Annotated in this window: 14 protein-coding genes; 8 read left to right on the plus strand and 6 right to left on the minus strand. The window is 65.4% G+C overall.

Annotated features, from left to right (window positions below; all coding sequences use genetic code 11):
- A partial coding sequence (gene hemC, locus GM676_RS25585; protein ID WP_371866376.1) for a hydroxymethylbilane synthase occupies nucleotides 1–1,050 on the minus strand: 1,050 nt, incomplete at its 3' end.
- Nucleotides 1,051–1,212: 162 nt separating this feature from the next.
- Between hemC and ppc the strand changes: the two genes are divergently transcribed.
- Nucleotides 1,213–4,023 (plus strand): phosphoenolpyruvate carboxylase, encoded by a 2,811-nt coding sequence (gene ppc / locus GM676_RS25590; protein WP_155467034.1) that lies wholly within the window; start codon nucleotides 1,213–1,215, stop codon nucleotides 4,021–4,023.
- A gap of 90 nt (nucleotides 4,024–4,113) precedes the next feature.
- Nucleotides 4,114–5,121, plus strand: a complete 1,008-nt coding sequence (locus GM676_RS25595; protein WP_170304358.1) for a PAS domain-containing sensor histidine kinase — start codon at nucleotides 4,114–4,116, stop codon at nucleotides 5,119–5,121.
- On the opposite strand, the gene GM676_RS25600 is transcribed toward GM676_RS25595, so the two are convergent.
- Nucleotides 5,105–5,485 carry a GFA family protein gene (locus GM676_RS25600; protein WP_170304359.1) on the minus strand — a complete coding sequence of 127 codons (381 nt, stop codon included), beginning with the start codon at nucleotides 5,483–5,485 and terminating at the stop codon, nucleotides 5,105–5,107. The two genes, GM676_RS25595 and GM676_RS25600, sit on opposite strands and share 17 nt — an antisense overlap.
- An 85-nt stretch (nucleotides 5,486–5,570) precedes the next feature.
- Here GM676_RS25600 and GM676_RS25605 point away from each other — a divergent pair, with 85 nt between their 5' ends.
- Complete coding sequence (locus GM676_RS25605) at nucleotides 5,571–6,263, plus strand: DUF899 family protein (protein WP_155467037.1); 693 nt, start codon at nucleotides 5,571–5,573, stop codon at nucleotides 6,261–6,263.
- Here the strand turns inward: GM676_RS25605 and GM676_RS25610 are convergent.
- Together GM676_RS25610 and rpoD are read right to left on the minus strand one after the other, a co-directional pair.
- Nucleotides 6,257–7,450 (minus strand): family 8 glycosyl hydrolase, encoded by a 1,194-nt coding sequence (locus GM676_RS25610; protein WP_371866377.1) that lies wholly within the window; start codon nucleotides 7,448–7,450, stop codon nucleotides 6,257–6,259. The genes GM676_RS25605 and GM676_RS25610 overlap by 7 nt on opposite strands.
- Nucleotides 7,451–7,581: 131 nt before the next feature.
- Complete coding sequence (rpoD, locus tag GM676_RS25615; RefSeq protein WP_155467039.1) at nucleotides 7,582–10,026, minus strand: RNA polymerase sigma factor RpoD; 2,445 nt, start codon at nucleotides 10,024–10,026, stop codon at nucleotides 7,582–7,584.
- A gap of 333 nt (nucleotides 10,027–10,359) precedes the next feature.
- On the opposite strand from rpoD, the gene GM676_RS25620 reads away from it, so the two are divergent.
- The 4 genes from GM676_RS25620 (at nucleotide 10,360) to GM676_RS25635 (ending at nucleotide 13,529) form a co-directional block, all read left to right on the plus strand.
- The gene (locus tag GM676_RS25620) at nucleotides 10,360–10,842 is read left to right on the plus strand and encodes a ProQ/FINO family protein (RefSeq protein ID WP_155467040.1); all 483 of its coding nucleotides are present in this window, start codon (nucleotides 10,360–10,362) and stop codon (nucleotides 10,840–10,842) included.
- Between the two features lie 82 nt (nucleotides 10,843–10,924).
- Complete coding sequence (locus GM676_RS25625) at nucleotides 10,925–11,509, plus strand: 3'-5' exonuclease (RefSeq protein ID WP_155467070.1); 585 nt, start codon at nucleotides 10,925–10,927, stop codon at nucleotides 11,507–11,509.
- Between the two features lie 38 nt (nucleotides 11,510–11,547).
- Nucleotides 11,548–12,258, plus strand: coding sequence for a c-type cytochrome (locus tag GM676_RS25630; protein WP_155467041.1), 711 nt, complete (start codon nucleotides 11,548–11,550; stop codon nucleotides 12,256–12,258).
- Nucleotides 12,255–13,529, plus strand: coding sequence for a cytochrome c (locus GM676_RS25635; protein ID WP_155467042.1), 1,275 nt, complete (start codon nucleotides 12,255–12,257; stop codon nucleotides 13,527–13,529). Before GM676_RS25630 ends, GM676_RS25635 begins: the two co-directional genes overlap by 4 nt.
- Here GM676_RS25635 and GM676_RS25640 read toward each other — a convergent pair whose 3' ends face one another.
- Both GM676_RS25640 and GM676_RS25645 read right to left on the minus strand, forming a co-directional pair.
- Entirely contained in the window at nucleotides 13,530–14,648 is a 1,119-nt protein-coding gene (locus GM676_RS25640) for a type IV pilus twitching motility protein PilT (protein WP_155467043.1), read from the minus strand.
- 65 nt (nucleotides 14,649–14,713) lie between these two features.
- A complete protein-coding gene (locus GM676_RS25645; protein WP_155467044.1) occupies nucleotides 14,714–15,358 on the minus strand; it encodes a class I SAM-dependent rRNA methyltransferase in 645 nt (214 codons plus the stop codon).
- A gap of 138 nt (nucleotides 15,359–15,496) precedes the next feature.
- Here GM676_RS25645 and GM676_RS25650 point away from each other — a divergent pair, with 138 nt between their 5' ends.
- Nucleotides 15,497–16,273: a head GIN domain-containing protein gene (locus GM676_RS25650; RefSeq protein ID WP_229262863.1), complete on the plus strand. Its 777-nt coding sequence runs from the start codon at nucleotides 15,497–15,499 to the stop codon at nucleotides 16,271–16,273.
- Nucleotides 16,274–16,321: the final 48 nt, after the last annotated feature.

Genomic DNA, 16,321 nt, shown 5'->3' on the forward strand with positions numbered 1-16,321 from the left:
GGCGACGCCAGCGGCAGGCGAAGCGGCGGCGGCGGCGCCAGCGGTGGCGGCGGCGTTGGCGTCGGCGGCCAGCGTGGCGGAGCGGGCGTCGGCTTCGGCCTGGGCGGCTTCGCTCAGGCAGGAGGACAGGATGTCTTCCGCGTCCTGCGCGCGCAGCAGTTCGGCCACTTGCGCGCCCAGCGCTTCGGCGTCGGCGGCCGCGCCGCGTACTTCGGCGCTGGCAATGCGCTGGCCGTCCGGCGTGGCGACCATGGCGCGCAGGTGCATGTCGGCGCCGTCCACGGTGGCAAACGCCGCCAGCGGCACCTGGCAGCTGCCGCCAAACACCTTGGAGACTTTGCGCTCCGCCGTCACCGCCTGCGCGGTCGGCAGGTCGTTCAGCGGCGCCAGGATGGCCATCAGGTCGATGCCGTCATTGCGCTCGGCGATCTCGATCGCCATCGCGCCCTGCCCCGCGGCCGGCAGGCTGTCGGCCGGGTCCAGCAAGGCGCGAATGCGCTGCGGCAGGCCCAATCGTTTCAGGCCGGCGGCCGCCAGGATGATGGCGGCATAATCGCCACGGTCCAGTTTGCCCAAACGTGTATCCAGATTACCACGCAGCGGCTTGATAATCAGATGCGGGTAGCGCGCCGCGATCAGGGCCTGACGGCGCAGGCTGCTGGTCCCCACCACCGCCCCCGCCGGCAACTCGGCCAGCGAAGCATAATCATTGGACACAAAGGCGTCGCGCGGATCTTCCCGCTCCAGTACAGCCGCCAGGGCAAACCCCTCGGGCAATTCCATCGGCACATCCTTGAGCGAATGCACCGCCAGATCGGCGCGGCCCTCGGCCATGGCCACTTCAAGTTCTTTAACAAACAGGCCTTTTCCACCCACCTTGGACAGTGTGCGATCCAGAATTTGATCGCCTCGGGTCGTCATTCCGACAATTTTGACATCGCACTGAGGATATAATATTGCCAAGCGATCGCGCACGTGCTCGGCTTGCCACATGGCCAGCCGCGACTCGCGCGAGGCGATGACCAATCTGGACGGGGGATTCTGTACCACTTCGGATGTTTTCAAAACCAGTTCTTTCGCTGTAGCTGACGCTAACCGGCGCAAGCCAGTACCACGCGCGTGTTTAAGATCACAAATTTTAGCACGCTCACCTTCTCGCAGAACCGGGTCACAAGCCCATGCACCGACATTTATCTCTTTGTGGCTTAACACATGGCAAACCAATCTAGTGCAACGCATCTCACTGCTGAACAACCGGGCGTAGACAAGGACGCACCACTCAAAGAAGACATTCGCTTATTAGGTCGCCTGCTGGGCGACGTACTGCGCGACCAGGAAGGCGAGGAAGTGTACGCCGTGGTCGAGACCATCCGGCAAACCGCCGTGCGCTTCCGCCGCGAAGCCGACGCCGGCGCCGCCAAGGAATTGGACGGCATGCTGAAAATCCTCACCAAGGAACAGACCATTTCCGTGGTGCGCGCATTTTCCTACTTCTCGCACCTGGCCAATATCGCCGAGGACCAGCACCACATTCGCCGCCGCCGCGCCCACCTGCTGGCCGGCTCGAATCCGCAGCAAGGCAGCGTCAACTTCGCGCTGTGCAAGCTCAAGGAAGCCGGCGTCAAGCAAGACACGGTCTCGACCTTCTTCCAGGAAGCCCTGATTTCGCCGGTGCTGACCGCCCACCCGACCGAGGTGCAGCGCAAATCCATCCTCGATGCCGAGCACGATATCGCGCGCCTGCTGGCCGAGCGCGACCTGCCGCTGACGCCGAAGGAACGCGCCGCCAACCTGCACCTGTTGCGCGCGCGCATCGCCACCCTGTGGCAGACCCGCATGCTGCGCTACTCCAAGCTGACCGTGGCCGACGAGATCGAGAACGCCCTGTCCTACTACCGCATCACCTTCCTGCGCGAACTGCCGGGGTTGTACGATGACATCGAACAGGACATCGCCCACCACTACGGCGAAAGCACCCAGATCAATGCGCCCTACGTGCAGATGGGCAGCTGGATCGGCGGCGACCGCGACGGCAATCCGAACGTGAACGGCAACACCATGTCGCACGCGCTGACCCGCCAGGCCACCACCATCCTCGACTTTTACCTGGAGGAAGCGCACACGCTGGGCGCCGAACTGTCGATCTCGACCCTGATGATCGCCTGCTCGCCCGCGCTGCAAGCGCTGGCCGACCAGTCGCCGGACACCTCCGACCACCGCGCCGACGAGCCGTACCGCCGCGCCCTGATCGGCATCTACGCCCGCCTGGCCTCGACCGCGCGCGCCCTGGGCGCCACCAACATCCTGCGCAAGGAAGTCGGCCACGCCGAGCCGTACGCCGACGCGGCCGCCTTCTCGGCCGACCTGCAAGTGCTGATCGACTCGCTCAACGCCCACCACGGCGGCGTGCTGGTGCAGCCGCGCCTGGCCACGCTGAAACGCGCGGCCGACATCTTCGGCTTCCACCTGGCCTCGCTGGACATGCGCCAGTCGTCCGACATCCACGAGCGCGTGCTGGCCGAACTGTTCGCCAAGTCCGGCGTGCTGGCCGATTACGCCGCGCTGGACGAGGACGCCAAGGTCAAGCTGCTGCTGAACGAACTGGCCCAGCCACGCCTGCTGAATTCGCCGTACATCCAGTACTCGGCCGAGACCGTGTCGGAACTGGGCGTGCTGCGCGCGGCGCGCGAGATCCGCGCCCGCTACGGCGCCCGCGCCATCCGCAACTACATCATTTCGCACACCGAGACCGTGTCCGACCTGCTGGAGGTGCTGCTGCTGCAAAAAGAGCTGGGCCTGCTGCGCATCGCTGAAAAAGAGCTGGACCTGATGGTGATCCCGCTGTTCGAGACCATCCCCGACCTGCAACGCGCGGCCGGCATCATGGAAGCCGTGATGGCGATCCCGCTGGTGAAGGAACTGATCGCCAAGCAGGGCCAGATCCAGGAAGTCATGCTGGGCTACTCGGACTCCAACAAGGACGGCGGCTTCCTGACCTCCAACTGGGAGCTGTACAAGGCCGAGACCCATCTGGTCAAAGTGTTCGAGAAAGCCGGCGTCAAGCTGCGCCTGTTCCACGGCCGCGGCGGCACGGTCGGCCGCGGCGGCGGCCCGTCGTACGAAGCGATTCTGGCGCAACCGCACGGCACCGTGAACGGCCAGATCCGCCTGACCGAGCAGGGCGAGATCATCGCGTCGAAGTTCTCCAACAAGGACATCGGCCGCCGCAACCTGGAACTGCTGGTGGCCGCCACGCTGGAAGCCAGCCTGATGCCGCAGTCGGAAGACCAGGCGCACCAGAAGCAGCTGCGCGGCTTCGAGGCTGTGATGGCCGAGATTTCCGACCGCGCCTACAAGGCCTACCGCAACCTGGTCTATGAAACCCCGGGCTTCACCGACTACTTCTTTGCCGCCACGCCGATCGCCGAGATCGCCGAGCTGAACCTCGGTTCGCGCCCGGCCTCGCGCAAGTCGACCAAGCGCATCGAGGACTTGCGCGCGATTCCATGGGGCTTCTCGTGGGGCCAGTGCCGCCTGCTGCTGCCGGGCTGGTACGGTTTCGCCAGCGCCATCGGCGGCTGGATCGCCGACGGCGACAAGGCCGAGCGCCTGGCGCAGCTGCAAGCCATGTTCCAGCACTGGCCGCTGTTCGCCACCCTGCTGTCCAACATGGACATGGTGCTGGCCAAGACCGACCTGGCGATCGCCTCGCGCTACGCCGAGCTGGTGCAGGACAAGGAGCTGCGCGAGCGCATCTTCAAGCGCATCACCGAAGAGCACGCGAACACGCTGGCGATCCTGCAAAGCATCACCGGCGCCACCGAGCGCCTGGCTGGCAACCCGCTGCTGGCGCGTTCGATCCAGAACCGCTTCGCCTACCTCGACCCGCTCAACCACTTGCAGGTTGAGCTGATCAAGCGCCACCGCGCGCTGTCGAGCGAAAGCAAGGCGGACGAGCGCGTCCACCGCGGCATCCACCTGTCGATCAACGGTGTCGCGGCCGGCCTGCGCAACACCGGCTAAGCGCCCCTCCGCTCAGCCCCGCAACGCCCCGCTCGCCGGGGCGTTGTTATTTTTATGGCAAAACAATCAAGATTGGTATTAAAATGGGCCATGACCCATGCCTATGCCCATCTCAGCAGCATACTGCCGTCGATGCCGCAGGCGGTGTTCGTCAAGGATGCGCATTCCCGCATCGTCATGATGAACGCGGCCTGCGAGGCGCTGTGGGGGGTGCGCTTTGAAGACGTGGCCGGCACCGACGGCGGCGGCCAGGTACGGCCCGAAGAACTGAGCGCCTATCAGGCGCGCGACCGCCGCGCCTTCGATACCGGCGAAGTGGTGGTGGTGGAAGAACCCTTGTCGCCCACCGGGCTGAACGAGACGCGCTGGCTGCTGACTCACAAGCGGGCACTCTACGACGCCGAGGGCAAACCCTATCTGCTGATCGGCAGCTGCATCGACATCACCGAACGCAAGCGCAAGGAAGCGGCGCTGGAGACCACCTTGCGGCAGACGCGCGAGATTGCCGGACACCAGCTCAGCGCCATGGAAGGCCATCGCCGCCGGCTGGCACTGGAGGCACAGGACCATCTGGCGCAAAACCTGGCCGCGCTCAAGCTGGACATCACCATGCTGCATGCGCGCACCGCCAGCCGGCAGCCGCTGCTGCACGAGCGGGCGGCACAGGCCTTGGCCACGCTCGACGACAGCATCGACGCGGTGCGCGAGATCATCAACCAACTGCATCCGGCCACGCTGGAGCTGGGCTTGTCGGCCGCGATCGAGTGGCAGTTGCAGCAGTTGGAAAAACGCCACGGGCTGGACTGCCGCCTGCTGGTACGGCGCGACGGCGCGGTGCTCAGCACGGAATATGCCTCGGCGCTGTTCCATGTGGTGCGCACGGGCCTGAATTATGTCTGCGCCGCCGCCAGTTGCGTGCAGGTTGAACTCAATTTGCAAAGCGAACATCTGGCCATCGTCGTGCAGAGCGACCGTCCGCCGCGCACGCCCAGCGCTGAAGAAGCCTTGACGCTGCAAGCCATGCAGGAGCGCCTGGGTGCCCTTGGCGGCGTGCTGCACATCACGCCGCGCAGCCTGCACATCAGCGTGGCGACCTGACCGGCAGCCAGGCCGGCTTGTTTTCAACAAACAGTTCACGCGCCACTGCACCGGCGTATTCCGGCTCCATGGTGCCGAGGGTGATGGCGATCCGGTCCGGCGTTTCAGTGCTGCGCCAGAACAGCGTCGAGCCGCACACGCGGCAGAAGCCGCGGCGGCCGTGATCGGACGAGGCGTATTCGGTAATCAGATCCCCGCCCTGCTCAACCGTGAGGCCGGCGCTGGCGACGTTGGCGTAAGTCCCTGCCGCCGCGCCGTGCTGCTTCTGGCACATGGTGCAGTAGCAATGGCTGGCGTGCGACACCGGCAGCGCCGCGCGATAGCGCACGCCGCCGCACAGGCAACCGCCGTGCAGATAGTCCATCTCGTTCTCCTTTATGTGCGCCAGCGCATAGACGGGCTGGCACGGCAAGACTCTAATCGCAGACTCACTTCTGTGCGAGGACATCATGAGCACGCTGATCCCGGCGGCCGAACTGGCCGCAAGCAACAGCCATCCTTATCCCAATGATAGCGCGGAATACCGCGCGGCCCGCGTCGCCTTGCTGACCGAAGAAATCGAACTGCGCCGCCATATTGAACGCGTGGCCGAGCAGCGCCGCAAGCTGCCGCCGGGCGGCGCGGCGCCAGACTACGATTTCGTCGACGCCAACGGCAAGACCGTCAAGCTGGCCGATATGTTCGGCCGGCACGACACGCTGGTCACGTATTTCTGGATGTACGGCCCGCAGCGCGAACGGCCCTGCCCGATGTGCACGGCCTTTCTCGGCGCGCTCGACACGCCCTCGCGCGACCTGACGCAGCGCATCGCGTTTGCCGTCATCGGCCGTTCGCCGGTGTCGCGCCAGCTGGCCTTTGCACGCGAGCGCGGCTGGCGCAACCTCACGTTCTATCAATGCGTCGGTGACGCCTTCCCGCACGACTATCGCGGCCTGGCGCCGGACGGCAGCGAGTGGCCGGCGCTCGATGTGTGGATCAAGCCGGACGGCAAGGTCCATCACTTCTGGGCAAGCGAACTGGGCGGCACGCAAGATCCGGGACAGGACCCGCGCGGCGCGCCCGACCCCACGCCGCTGTGGAATATCCTCGACCTGACGCCCGGCGGGCGCGGCACGGACTGGTATCCCAAGCTGTCTTACTGATAGGCGACAAAACGGCCGGACAGGTGCAGCATGGCCATGAACTGCAGCAGCCCGTCGTAGTAGCGCCACTTGCCCCTGGGCGGCGCCAGGTTCCACAGATCCGCGACGAAGCGCGCCGGCGGCGGGCCGTCCAGCGCCAGCGTGGCGACGGCGTTGCAGGCGATCAGGCCGCTGGAGCTTGCACGGTCCAGCACGGTGCCGTCGATGGCGTACTGGGCCGGATACGGGCCGTCGCCCTGCCGCTGGAAAAAGCCCAGCAGGCGGGCGCTCAGTTCGGCCGCCCACGGATTGCGGCCCCACCACGCCTGGTCCACCGACCAGTTCACCGCCGTGCGGAAGGCATCGAAACGGAAATCGCCATGGCCTTCCTGGCGGCGCGGCCGACCGTCGAACTCGGCGTATTCCGGCGTGAGACCGGTCTGCGGATGGGCCGCCAGCTGGAAGTAATGGCGGCTGGTTTCCGCGATCTTGCGCCATCGCGCGCGGTCCGCCGCGCCGCCGCGCCGCGCCCACAGTTCGTAGAACGCCGGCAGATGGTAGGAAGGATCGGTAAATTCCGCCGCGCCGCCGATCGGCACAAACACCACCTGGTCGGCGCCGACCGGGAAGATCGACCGCACCTCGCCGACCACGCCGCCGTTCATCGCTTCCTTGTGCAGCATGGCGGCCAGCAGCTCGTCGGCCTGGCGGCCGTAGTCGTAAATCCCCTCGCCGTCGCCCCAGCGGGCCGAGGCCATCAGCAAGGCGGTGGCGGTGTATTCCTCGCCGTCGGAAGCCGGCGCCGCGTCGCCCGCGCATCCCGGCGGGCGGCATTGCCAGCGGAAGTAGCCGCGGCGCGGCCCGTCCTGGTAGCGCATATGGGTGCGCATCCAGTTCCACAACGCATCGAACTCGCGCTGGCGGTTCATCTGCACGGCGATCATCAAGCCATAGGACATGCCCTCGCTGCGCACGTCGTCGTTGCCGATATCCTTGATGTAGGCCGACGGGCCGTCGGCCGTGGGCGCGGCGGGATAATAAATGCGGCTGTCGGCGTCGCCCTCGAACAGCGACCGCCAATAGCCGTCGATCTTGGCGTCGATCATTCTCTCGGTCAGGGCCGGCCGCCACTCCCGGAACACGTTGCGGTATTGCCCGGTGACGGCGCTCGCCGCCTGCGCCCCGCCGGCCACGCCCAACAACCACACCAACCAACACACCAACCACCGGTCCCGATAGCGTTTCATGCCCCGCACACGATTAGTTAAACCAATGAACTAATATTCTAGTGCAAAAAAAGGGAGGCGCGCAGCCTCCCTTGCCTCGTTCCCGCCCGGGATCAGTTCTGGGTCAGGAAAGTTTTCAGCTTGTCCGAACGCGATGGCTGGCGCAGCTTGCTCATCGCCTTGGCCTCGATCTGGCGGATGCGCTCGCGGGTCACGTCGAACTGCTTGCCCACCTCTTCCAGCGTGTGGTCGTTCGACATTTCCACGCCGTAGCGCATGCGCAGCACCTTGGCTTCGCGCGGGGTCAGCGAATCCAGCACTTCCTTGATGACGTTGCGCATCGAGGCGTGCAGCGCGGCATCCAGCGGCGCCAGCGTGGTGTTGTCTTCGATGAAGTCGCCCAGCTGCGAATCGCCATCCTCGCCCATCGGCGTTTCCATGGAAATCGGCTCCTTGGCGATCTTCATGATTTCGCGGACTTTGTTCTCCGGCATTTCCATCTTCACCGCCAGCGTGGCCAGGTCCGGCTCGCTGCCGGTTTCCTGCATGATCTGGCGCGAGATGCGGTTCATCTTGTTGATGGTCTCGATCATGTGCACCGGCACGCGGATGGTACGGGCCATGTCGGCGATCGAACGGGTGATGGCCTGACGAATCCACCACGTCGCATAGGTCGAGAACTTGTAGCCGCGACGGTATTCGAACTTGTCCACCGCCTTCAGCAGGCCGATATTGCCTTCCTGGATCAGATCCAGGAATTGCAGGCCGCGGTTGATGTACTTCTTGGCGATCGAGATCACCAGACGCAAGTTGGCCACGGTCATTTCGCGCTTGGCCTGGCGGGCACGTTTTTCACCGGCCGCCATCTGCTTGTTAATCTTGCGCAGGTCGGCCAGCGGCAGCGCCACGCGCGCTTGCAGGTCGATCATCTTGCGTTGCAGCTCTTTCACGGCCGGCACGTTACGCCCCAGCACGGTGCTGTACGGGTAGCCGGCATCGACTTCGCCATCCACCCAGTCCAGATCCGTCTCGTTGCCCGGGAACACCTTGATGAAGTGGGCGCGCGGCATGCCGCAGCGGTTCACGCACAGGTCCAGCACGGCGCGCTCGATCGAACGTACTTCCTCCATCTGGCCGCGCAGGGTGTCGCACAGCTTCTCGACCACTTTGGCGGTGAAGCGGATGCCCAGCAGCTCGGCCGAAATGGCTTCCTGTGCCGTCACGTAGGCCTTGGAGCCGTAGCCGCCGCTGGCCTTGCGCATTTTGTCGTACTGGGCCGAGATGAAGGCGAATTTTTCCAGCGCGGCGGTCTTCAGCTGCGCCAGTTGTTCGGTCGAGTAGCCGGCCGCGCCGCCGCCGACGTCGCCGTCTTCTTCCTCGACTTCTTCCTCGTCCTCGTCCTCGTCGTCCGAGGCGGCGCTGACCACGGCTGGCGCCGGCGCGCTTTCGTTCGGATCGACAAAGCCGTCGACCACGTCGTCCACCTTCATTTCATCGGACTCGATCTTGCCGGCCAGCGCGATGATTTCGGCGATGGTGGTCGGGCAGGCGGAAATCGCCTGGATCATGTCCTTCAGGCCTTCTTCGATGCGCTTGGCGATCTCGATCTCGCCTTCGCGCGTCAGCAGCGCCACGGCGCCCATTTCACGCATGTACATGCGGACCGGGTCGGTGGTGCGGCCGAAGTCGGAATCCACGGTCGACAGCGCGGTGGCAGCGGCGGCCTCCACTTCGTCGTCCGAGGTCACGGTGGCGACGTTATCGCTCAGCAGCAGCGCTTCCGCGTCCGGGGCGCGCTCGTAGATGGCGATGCCCATGTCGTTGAAGGTGGCGATGATGCCTTCGATCGCTTCCGGATCGATGATGTTTTCCGGCAGCTGGTCGTTGATTTCCGCGTAGGTCAGGAAGCCGCGCTCGCGGCCCTTGTTGATCAGGTTCTTGATCTGGGTGCGGCGTTTTTCCAGCTCCTCGGCCGAGGCTTTCGGGTCCAGGCCCAGCAGGTCGGCGCCGCCCTTGGCCTTGCGTTCGCGGGCCTTGGACACGGCCTTCAGTTCGGCGCGCTCCACCGCGTTCAGCGCGGCGATCTCGTCGTTTTCCGGGGTGAATTCGGATGGCTTGCGGCCGCGCCGGCCCGGCACTTTCACGCCCGGCAACTGGTAGCCGGAGGTGTCGATCGAGGCCAGGGTGGCGGCGTCGGTCACCTGGTTGACGGCCGGGGCGGCGTTGGAACCGGCCACCGGCGCCGCCTCCACCTTGGCCTTGACCAGCTTGGACTTCGGCGTGGCCTTGACCACCACGGCCGGCGCCTCGCCTTCGGCGGCGGCGCTCTTGCGCGGCACTTTGACGGCCTTGACCGGCTCGTCGGCCTCGGCCAGCACCGGCTCTTCCATCTCGACAGCCGCGCTCAGACGGGTTTTCTTTTTGACAACCGTCACTTTGCTCGCTGCCTCTTCATTATCGATCACATAAGATAGAGTCGTCTTCGGCACCACCAGCGGAGCGGCGCTGGCACGGGTAGGCTTCTTGACGGACAACGTTAAAGTTTTCGGTTTTGTCATTAAAAATCTCTCAATGCGTACACGCCAAAAATTGCAAAAAAGCTAGCCCCGCGCCGACCATGGAGGTGCGCCTGGGTGGAAATGTTGTAATTTAGCTGACGATTATCTGCGGAATAAAAAAAGCCCGCTTCCAGCCACGGGCTTGTTTCTCTTTTCAGGGAAGATCGCACGGTGTTGCGTTAGTGCGTCGAGCATTATACACGTTTTGGGCCGCCAACGCACGTCTTTGCGCGCTCCTAAGTCCTTCCTAAGCATGATCAATTGAACACAATGGCCTAAAAGGCACTGCATTCCGCTGGCCCGCATGATATGCTGACGGCTGTTGCTTAACCTATGAAGTCGATGAACACTAGTCTTACCCCACAGCCACCGGTCACCGAGCCAGACACCGCTGCCTCCACCCCGGCGCCTGCTGCCGCCCAATCCCCGCGCAGCCTGCTGAAACAATTGCAAACCCAATTCCCGGCCTTCCGTGATTTCCTGCCGCTGTCGATCGGCATCGACAAACAGCTGCTGGCCGTCATGCCGGACCTGGACCGCAAAACCATGCGTACCGCGCTGGGCATCCACACCGGATCGCTGCGTTATCTGAAAGTCATGGAAAAAGCCAAGGTGCGCCATGACCTCGACGGCAAGCCGGGCGCCGAAGTGACCGACACCCACCGCGCCCACGCCACCCAGGTGCTGCAAGAGCGTTACAAGAAGGAAGCCGAGCGCAAGAAGGCCGAGCGCGAAGCCAAGGCCGCCGAGGAAGCCGCGCGCGTGCGCGCCGACAAGCTGAACCAGCTGGCCGCCAAGTTCTCCAAAAAGGGCTGAGTTGGACCGCCCAGTCGTGGCCGGCGTGGCGGCGGAGGACGATCTGCCGCCCTACATCGGCATCAGCCTGGCCGATGTGCAGATGGTGGTCACGCCGGAACAGGCGCTGGCGGCGCGCGATGCGCTGCGGATCTGCGACGCCATTGGTTTCGATACCGAATCCAAGCCCACCTTCACCAAGGGCGAGACCTCGACCGGTCCGCACCTGATTCAATTCTCCACCGATAACAAGGCTTACCTGCTCCAGATCGGCGACAGCACCGAGCCGCATCTCCGCGCCATGCTGCTGGCCGTCCTGGAGTCGCCGCTGCCGCTCAAGATTGGCTTTGGGCTGTCGGACGACGTCAAGCGCATGCATGCCAAGCTGGATATCCGCTGCGCCGGCGTGGTCGACATGTCGGTGGTGCTGCGCACGCCGGGCCAGCGCAACGATCTCGGCGCCAGGACGGCGGTGGCCAAGTTCTTCGGCCTCAAGCTGCAAAAGTCCAAGAAGATTTCCACCACCAACTGGGCCTTGCCGCGTCTGAACGAAAAGCAGATTCTGTATGCGGCCGATGATGCCCAGGTGGCGCTGCGCGTCTACCGCCACTGGATCGGGCTGGGGAACAAGCTGCCGCCGATCAAGCCGTTCAAACTGCCGAAACCGGCGAAAACCGGGTTATCCTAGTCAGGCGGCCGACATGCGCCGCCTGAACGAGGAGTCGTATGCCGATTTTTGCCGCATTCAGTCTTGCCGCCGCGTTGAGCGCAGCGCCAGCCGCCGCGACCGCGCCGGATACGCTGGAACAGCGTGTTGCCGCCTGCCTCGCCTGTCATAGCGTGAAAGAGCGCGGCGACGCTTACTTCCCCCGCATCGCCGGCAAGCCGTTCGGCTACCTGTACAACCAGCTGCGCAATTTCCGCGATGGCCGCCGCCATTATCCGATGATGACTTACATGGTGACGCAGCTGCCGGATGCCTATCTGCGCGAGATTGCCGATTACTTCGCGGCCCGGCATCCGCCCTACGCGGCGGCGGCGGCGGGCAGCGGCGGCAGCGCCAGCGCCGCCCAACTGGCGCGCGGCGAGACGCTGGTGCGGCAAGGCGACGCCGGCAAGCAGATCCCGGCCTGCGTGGCCTGTCATGGCGCTGCGCTGACCGGCGTGGAGCCGGCCACGCCCGGGCTGCTCGGCCTGCCGAGCGACTACATCAACGCCCAGTTCGGCAACTGGAAAAACCAGACGCGCCGGGCCGCCGCGCCCGACTGCATGGCCGACATCGCCGCCCGCCTGAGCGAAGCCGACGTCGCCGCCGTCTCCGCCTGGCTGAGCAAGCAAGCCCCCGACGCCGCCGCCCGCCCGGCCACCAGCCTGCCCGCGCCCCTGCCGCTCGCCTGCGGCAGCGTCCCGTCCAGCACAACGGGGAGCGCGCAATGAGGAAAATCGTTTATACCGTTATCGCCCTCCTGCTGGCCGCCGTTCTGGTCGCCGGCGCGCTGCTGGCGCAACAATTCCTGGCCAGCGACGCCGGCCCGCCAGGCGCCCTCGCCGCCGCGCTGGCGCCATCCGAGCGCATCGCCCGTGGCGCCTACCTGGCCAGGGCCGGCGACTGCATGGCCTGCCACACCACGCGCGGCGGACAACCCTACGCCGGCGGGCGCGCCCTGCAAACGCCGTTCGGCAACGTGATCTCACCCAACATCACCTCCGACCGCAACACCGGCATCGGCGCCTGGACCGCCGAGGATTTCTGGCGCGCCCTGCACCACGGCAAATCCCGCGACGGCCGCCTGCTCTACCCGGCCTTCCCCTACACCAACTACACCCGCGTCACGCGCGACGATGCCGACGCCCTGTACGCCTACTTCCAGACCGTGCCGGCCGTGAACCAGCCCAGCCAGCAGCATCAGCTGCGCTTCCCCTACAAGCTGCAAATCGCCCTGGCCGCATGGCGCGCGCTGTACTTCAAACCCGAGGCCTACGCCCCGGACATCAAACAATCAGTGGAATGGAATCGCGGCGCCTATCTGGTGCAAGGCCTGGGCCATTGCAGCGCCTGCCACAGCGCGCGCAATCCGCTGGGCGCGCAGGAAGGCGAAAGCCTGTCCGGCGGCATGATCCCGGCCCAAGGCTGGTACGCGCCATCGCTGAACGCGCGCGGCGACTGGCGGCAGGAACACATCGAAGCGCTGTTAAAAACCGGCGTATCGCCGCGCGCCACCGTATTCGGGCCGATGGCCGAAGTGGTCCGCGAAAGCCTGCAATACCTGAACGACAGCGACATCAAGGCCATCGCGGTCTACCTGAAAGCGCTGCCGGCCGATGCGGCGCCGCCCGCCTTCGAACGCGACCAGGGAGCGGAAGCCAGCGCCTTCCTCGCGGCCGGCGCCAAGCTATACGAAAAGCATTGTGTGGACTGTCACGGCGCCAATGGCGCGGGCCAGCCGCCAGCCTACCCGCCGCTGGCGGGCAACCGTGCGCTGACCATGGAAAGTGCGGTGAATCCGATCCGCATCGTGCTGAACGGCGGCTTCGCGCCGGGCACGGCGGGCAATCCGCGTCCGTACAGCATGCCGCCGTTCGGCCACGCCTTGAACGATACGGAAGTGGCGCAGGTGGTGTCCTACCTGCGCAGCGCCTGGGGCAATAACGCGCCGCCGCTCAACGGCACCGACGTCAATCGCTACCGCGCCATTCCGCTGGAGTGATCAGGGCTCGACGAAGCCGATGCGGTCGGTGGTGGCGTTGCGCGCATCCTGCACCGAGATCTTGCCCTCGGCCAGCAGCGCGCGCAGCGAGCTGTTCATGGTGTGGCAGCCCTCGCCCGGCTTGTCCTCCATCCAGATGCGCAGGTTGGAAATCTGGCCGTCCGCGATCATCTCGGTGACTTCCGGATTATTGGTCAGGCACTCGGTGGCGAGGTAGTAGCGCTCGCCCTTCACGGCCGGCAGCAGCGCCTGGCACAGCACGCCGCGCAAGGCGTGCGCCAAGGCCTGCGCCTGCGGCTCGGTATTGCCCAGCAGGCGCAGCATCTTTTGCAGGCCCAGCTCGGTCGAGCGCGCGTGCAGCGAGGCCAACACCAGCGGGCCGGCCTCGGACAGCGCCAGCGCCTCCTGCGCGGTTTGCGCATCGCGGATCTCGCCGATGCAGATCACGTCCGGGCGCTCGCGCAGCGCATCCAGCGCGCCAAGGTAGAAACTCTCGACGTCGCCGTCGAAGCCCACCTCGCGCTGCGTGATGACGCACTGGCGCTGCGGAATCAGCGTCTCCACCGGGTCTTCGATCGTGATGATGTGGCCGGAACGGTGCTTGTTGATCTCGTCCAGCATGGAGGCGATGGTGGTCGACTTGCCCTGGCACGTGTCGCCGATGATCAGCACCAGCCCGCTGGTCAGCCGGGCGAAGTTTTGTTCGTGCTTGCCCAGGCCCAGGTTCGCCAGCGGCATCGGCTCTTTCGGGAAGCGGCGGATCACGCAACCGAGGCGCTTGCGCCCTTGGAAACTGAAGCAGTTGGCGCGGATGCGCGCCGTGTGCAAATCGACCGCGCGGTCGAACGCCCGGTCCTGGATGCGCTCGGCCCAGTTCGGCTCGACCACCTCGAAGAACTCCTGCAATTCCTCGCGCGTGATGGGCGAGTCGGTGACCGCCACCAGCCCTTTCGGCTGGCGCAGCATCAGGGGACTGTTTTGATGGATGAGGATATCGCTGAAAATCAGCCTGGAATTCAGCAGGTGCAGGATCTGCTCGACGAGGGTGCCGAAGACCGGATGGTCTTCGTTCTCGATGTAGCTCAGGGTGCGGATTTGCGACGACTGGTAGTGTTCCATCTCTGTTCAGGTCTCCGGTGGGTCGCGAACGATTATAAGAGAAAAACTTGCAGAGTCGAAACTTTTTAGCTGCGCAGCTTGGGGTATTTGAAGCCGGTGCGCAAATCCATGCTGTAGCGGGTGCCGTTTTCCGTCACCAGCACATGTTCCGGGGGTTCCTCGCCGGCCAGCGCGCGATAAAACACCGGCAGGCCCTCGGACTTGCGCACCAATTCGTCGCAGCGCTCATACACATTCGGGCAACCGGTATCGGCCAGCAGCGCTTGCACAATCGGCACTTTCCAGGCATCGACGCCGGCCGACTGGAACTGGCAGATCAGGTAGCCGGCGGTGCCGCCATAGCTGTCGACCAGCAGGCCGGGCAAGCCGTCGGCATCGCCGCGGATCACCGGCACCAGATCGGTCGGCGCGGCGGCGCGCACGGCGGCGGCGCGCCTGGCGATGGCCTCGCGCACGCGCCGCTTTATCATGGCGTGGTCGACCGGCTCGTTTTCCTTGTAGCTCCAGACGCGGGCGCGCACCTCGGAATGCGGGTTCCAGGCCGCCCGCGCCAGGAACTGGCGCGCGGAGGTTTGCACAATGGCGGTGGCGCCGGGCTTGTTCTTTTCTTGCGGGCGGCCGTCGACGCGCTCGATGGCGGTGGCGTAAATCAGGATATCGCCCGCCAGCAGGCGTTTTTCCTTGCCCTGTTTGATGGTTATAGTCAGCATGGACGCATCATACCTCATGCGCCGCCCATTCCCGGCGGAACGCATTCTGCGCCGCGCAAGCTGCAATCCGTCGCAGCGCGGTTCCGGGCGGCGGCCGGAATCCGTACCATGCTCCTCAAGATAACCAAGGAGAGCACCATGACCACTCGTCGCATCGTTACCGCCCTGTTCCTGAGCGCCGGCCTGGCGGCCGCCAGCGCTCCCGTCATGCTGGCCCAGGCCGGCCCCCTGAGCTGGCTGGGCGGCGGCGAGCGGGTGCAAGGCAGCGGCAAGATCGTCAGGCAAACCCGCGAGATCGGGCATTTCAGCGCGCTGTCGGTCGGCGTCAATGGCGACGTTGAGATCCGCCTCGGCAGCACCGAAGGCATCAGCGTGGAAACCGACGACAATCTCCAGCCGCTGATCGAAACCGTGGTGGAAAACGGCACCCTGCGGGTGCGCCCGGTCAAGAACAGCCTCAAGCTCGATACCCGCACCATGAAAATCATTGTGCAGGCGCGCACGCTGGAGCGGCTGTCGATCGGCGGCTCGGGCAACGTCAGCGCCGACAGGCTGAAGGGCGAAAACCTGACCATCGACGTCGGCGGCTCCGGCTCGATCCATGTCGGCCAGCTGGAAAGCGAATCGGCGGCCATCGCGCTGGGCGGCAGCGGCAGCCTGAAAGCGGCCGGCAACACCGAGCGCCTGCAAGTGTCGATCGGCGGCTCCGGCCGGGTGCAACTGGGCCAGCTGCAAGCGCGCGACGCGGTGGTCAGCATCGGCGGTTCCGGCCAGGCCACGGTATGGGCCAAAAAATCGCTCAACCTGAGCGTGGCCGGCTCGGGCGACATCAACTACTACGGCGATCCGCAAATTAGCAAAAGCATCATGGGTTCCGGCACCATCAAACGGCTGGGCGCGGCGCCGCAAAACTGAGCCCGGCCATACGCGCCGGGCGAATTTCTGGCAAAGTAGCGGGTGTTG

The sequence above is a fragment of the Duganella radicis genome (assembly GCF_009720825.1).
GTDB classification, from domain to species: domain Bacteria; phylum Pseudomonadota; class Gammaproteobacteria; order Burkholderiales; family Burkholderiaceae_D; genus Rugamonas; species Rugamonas radicis.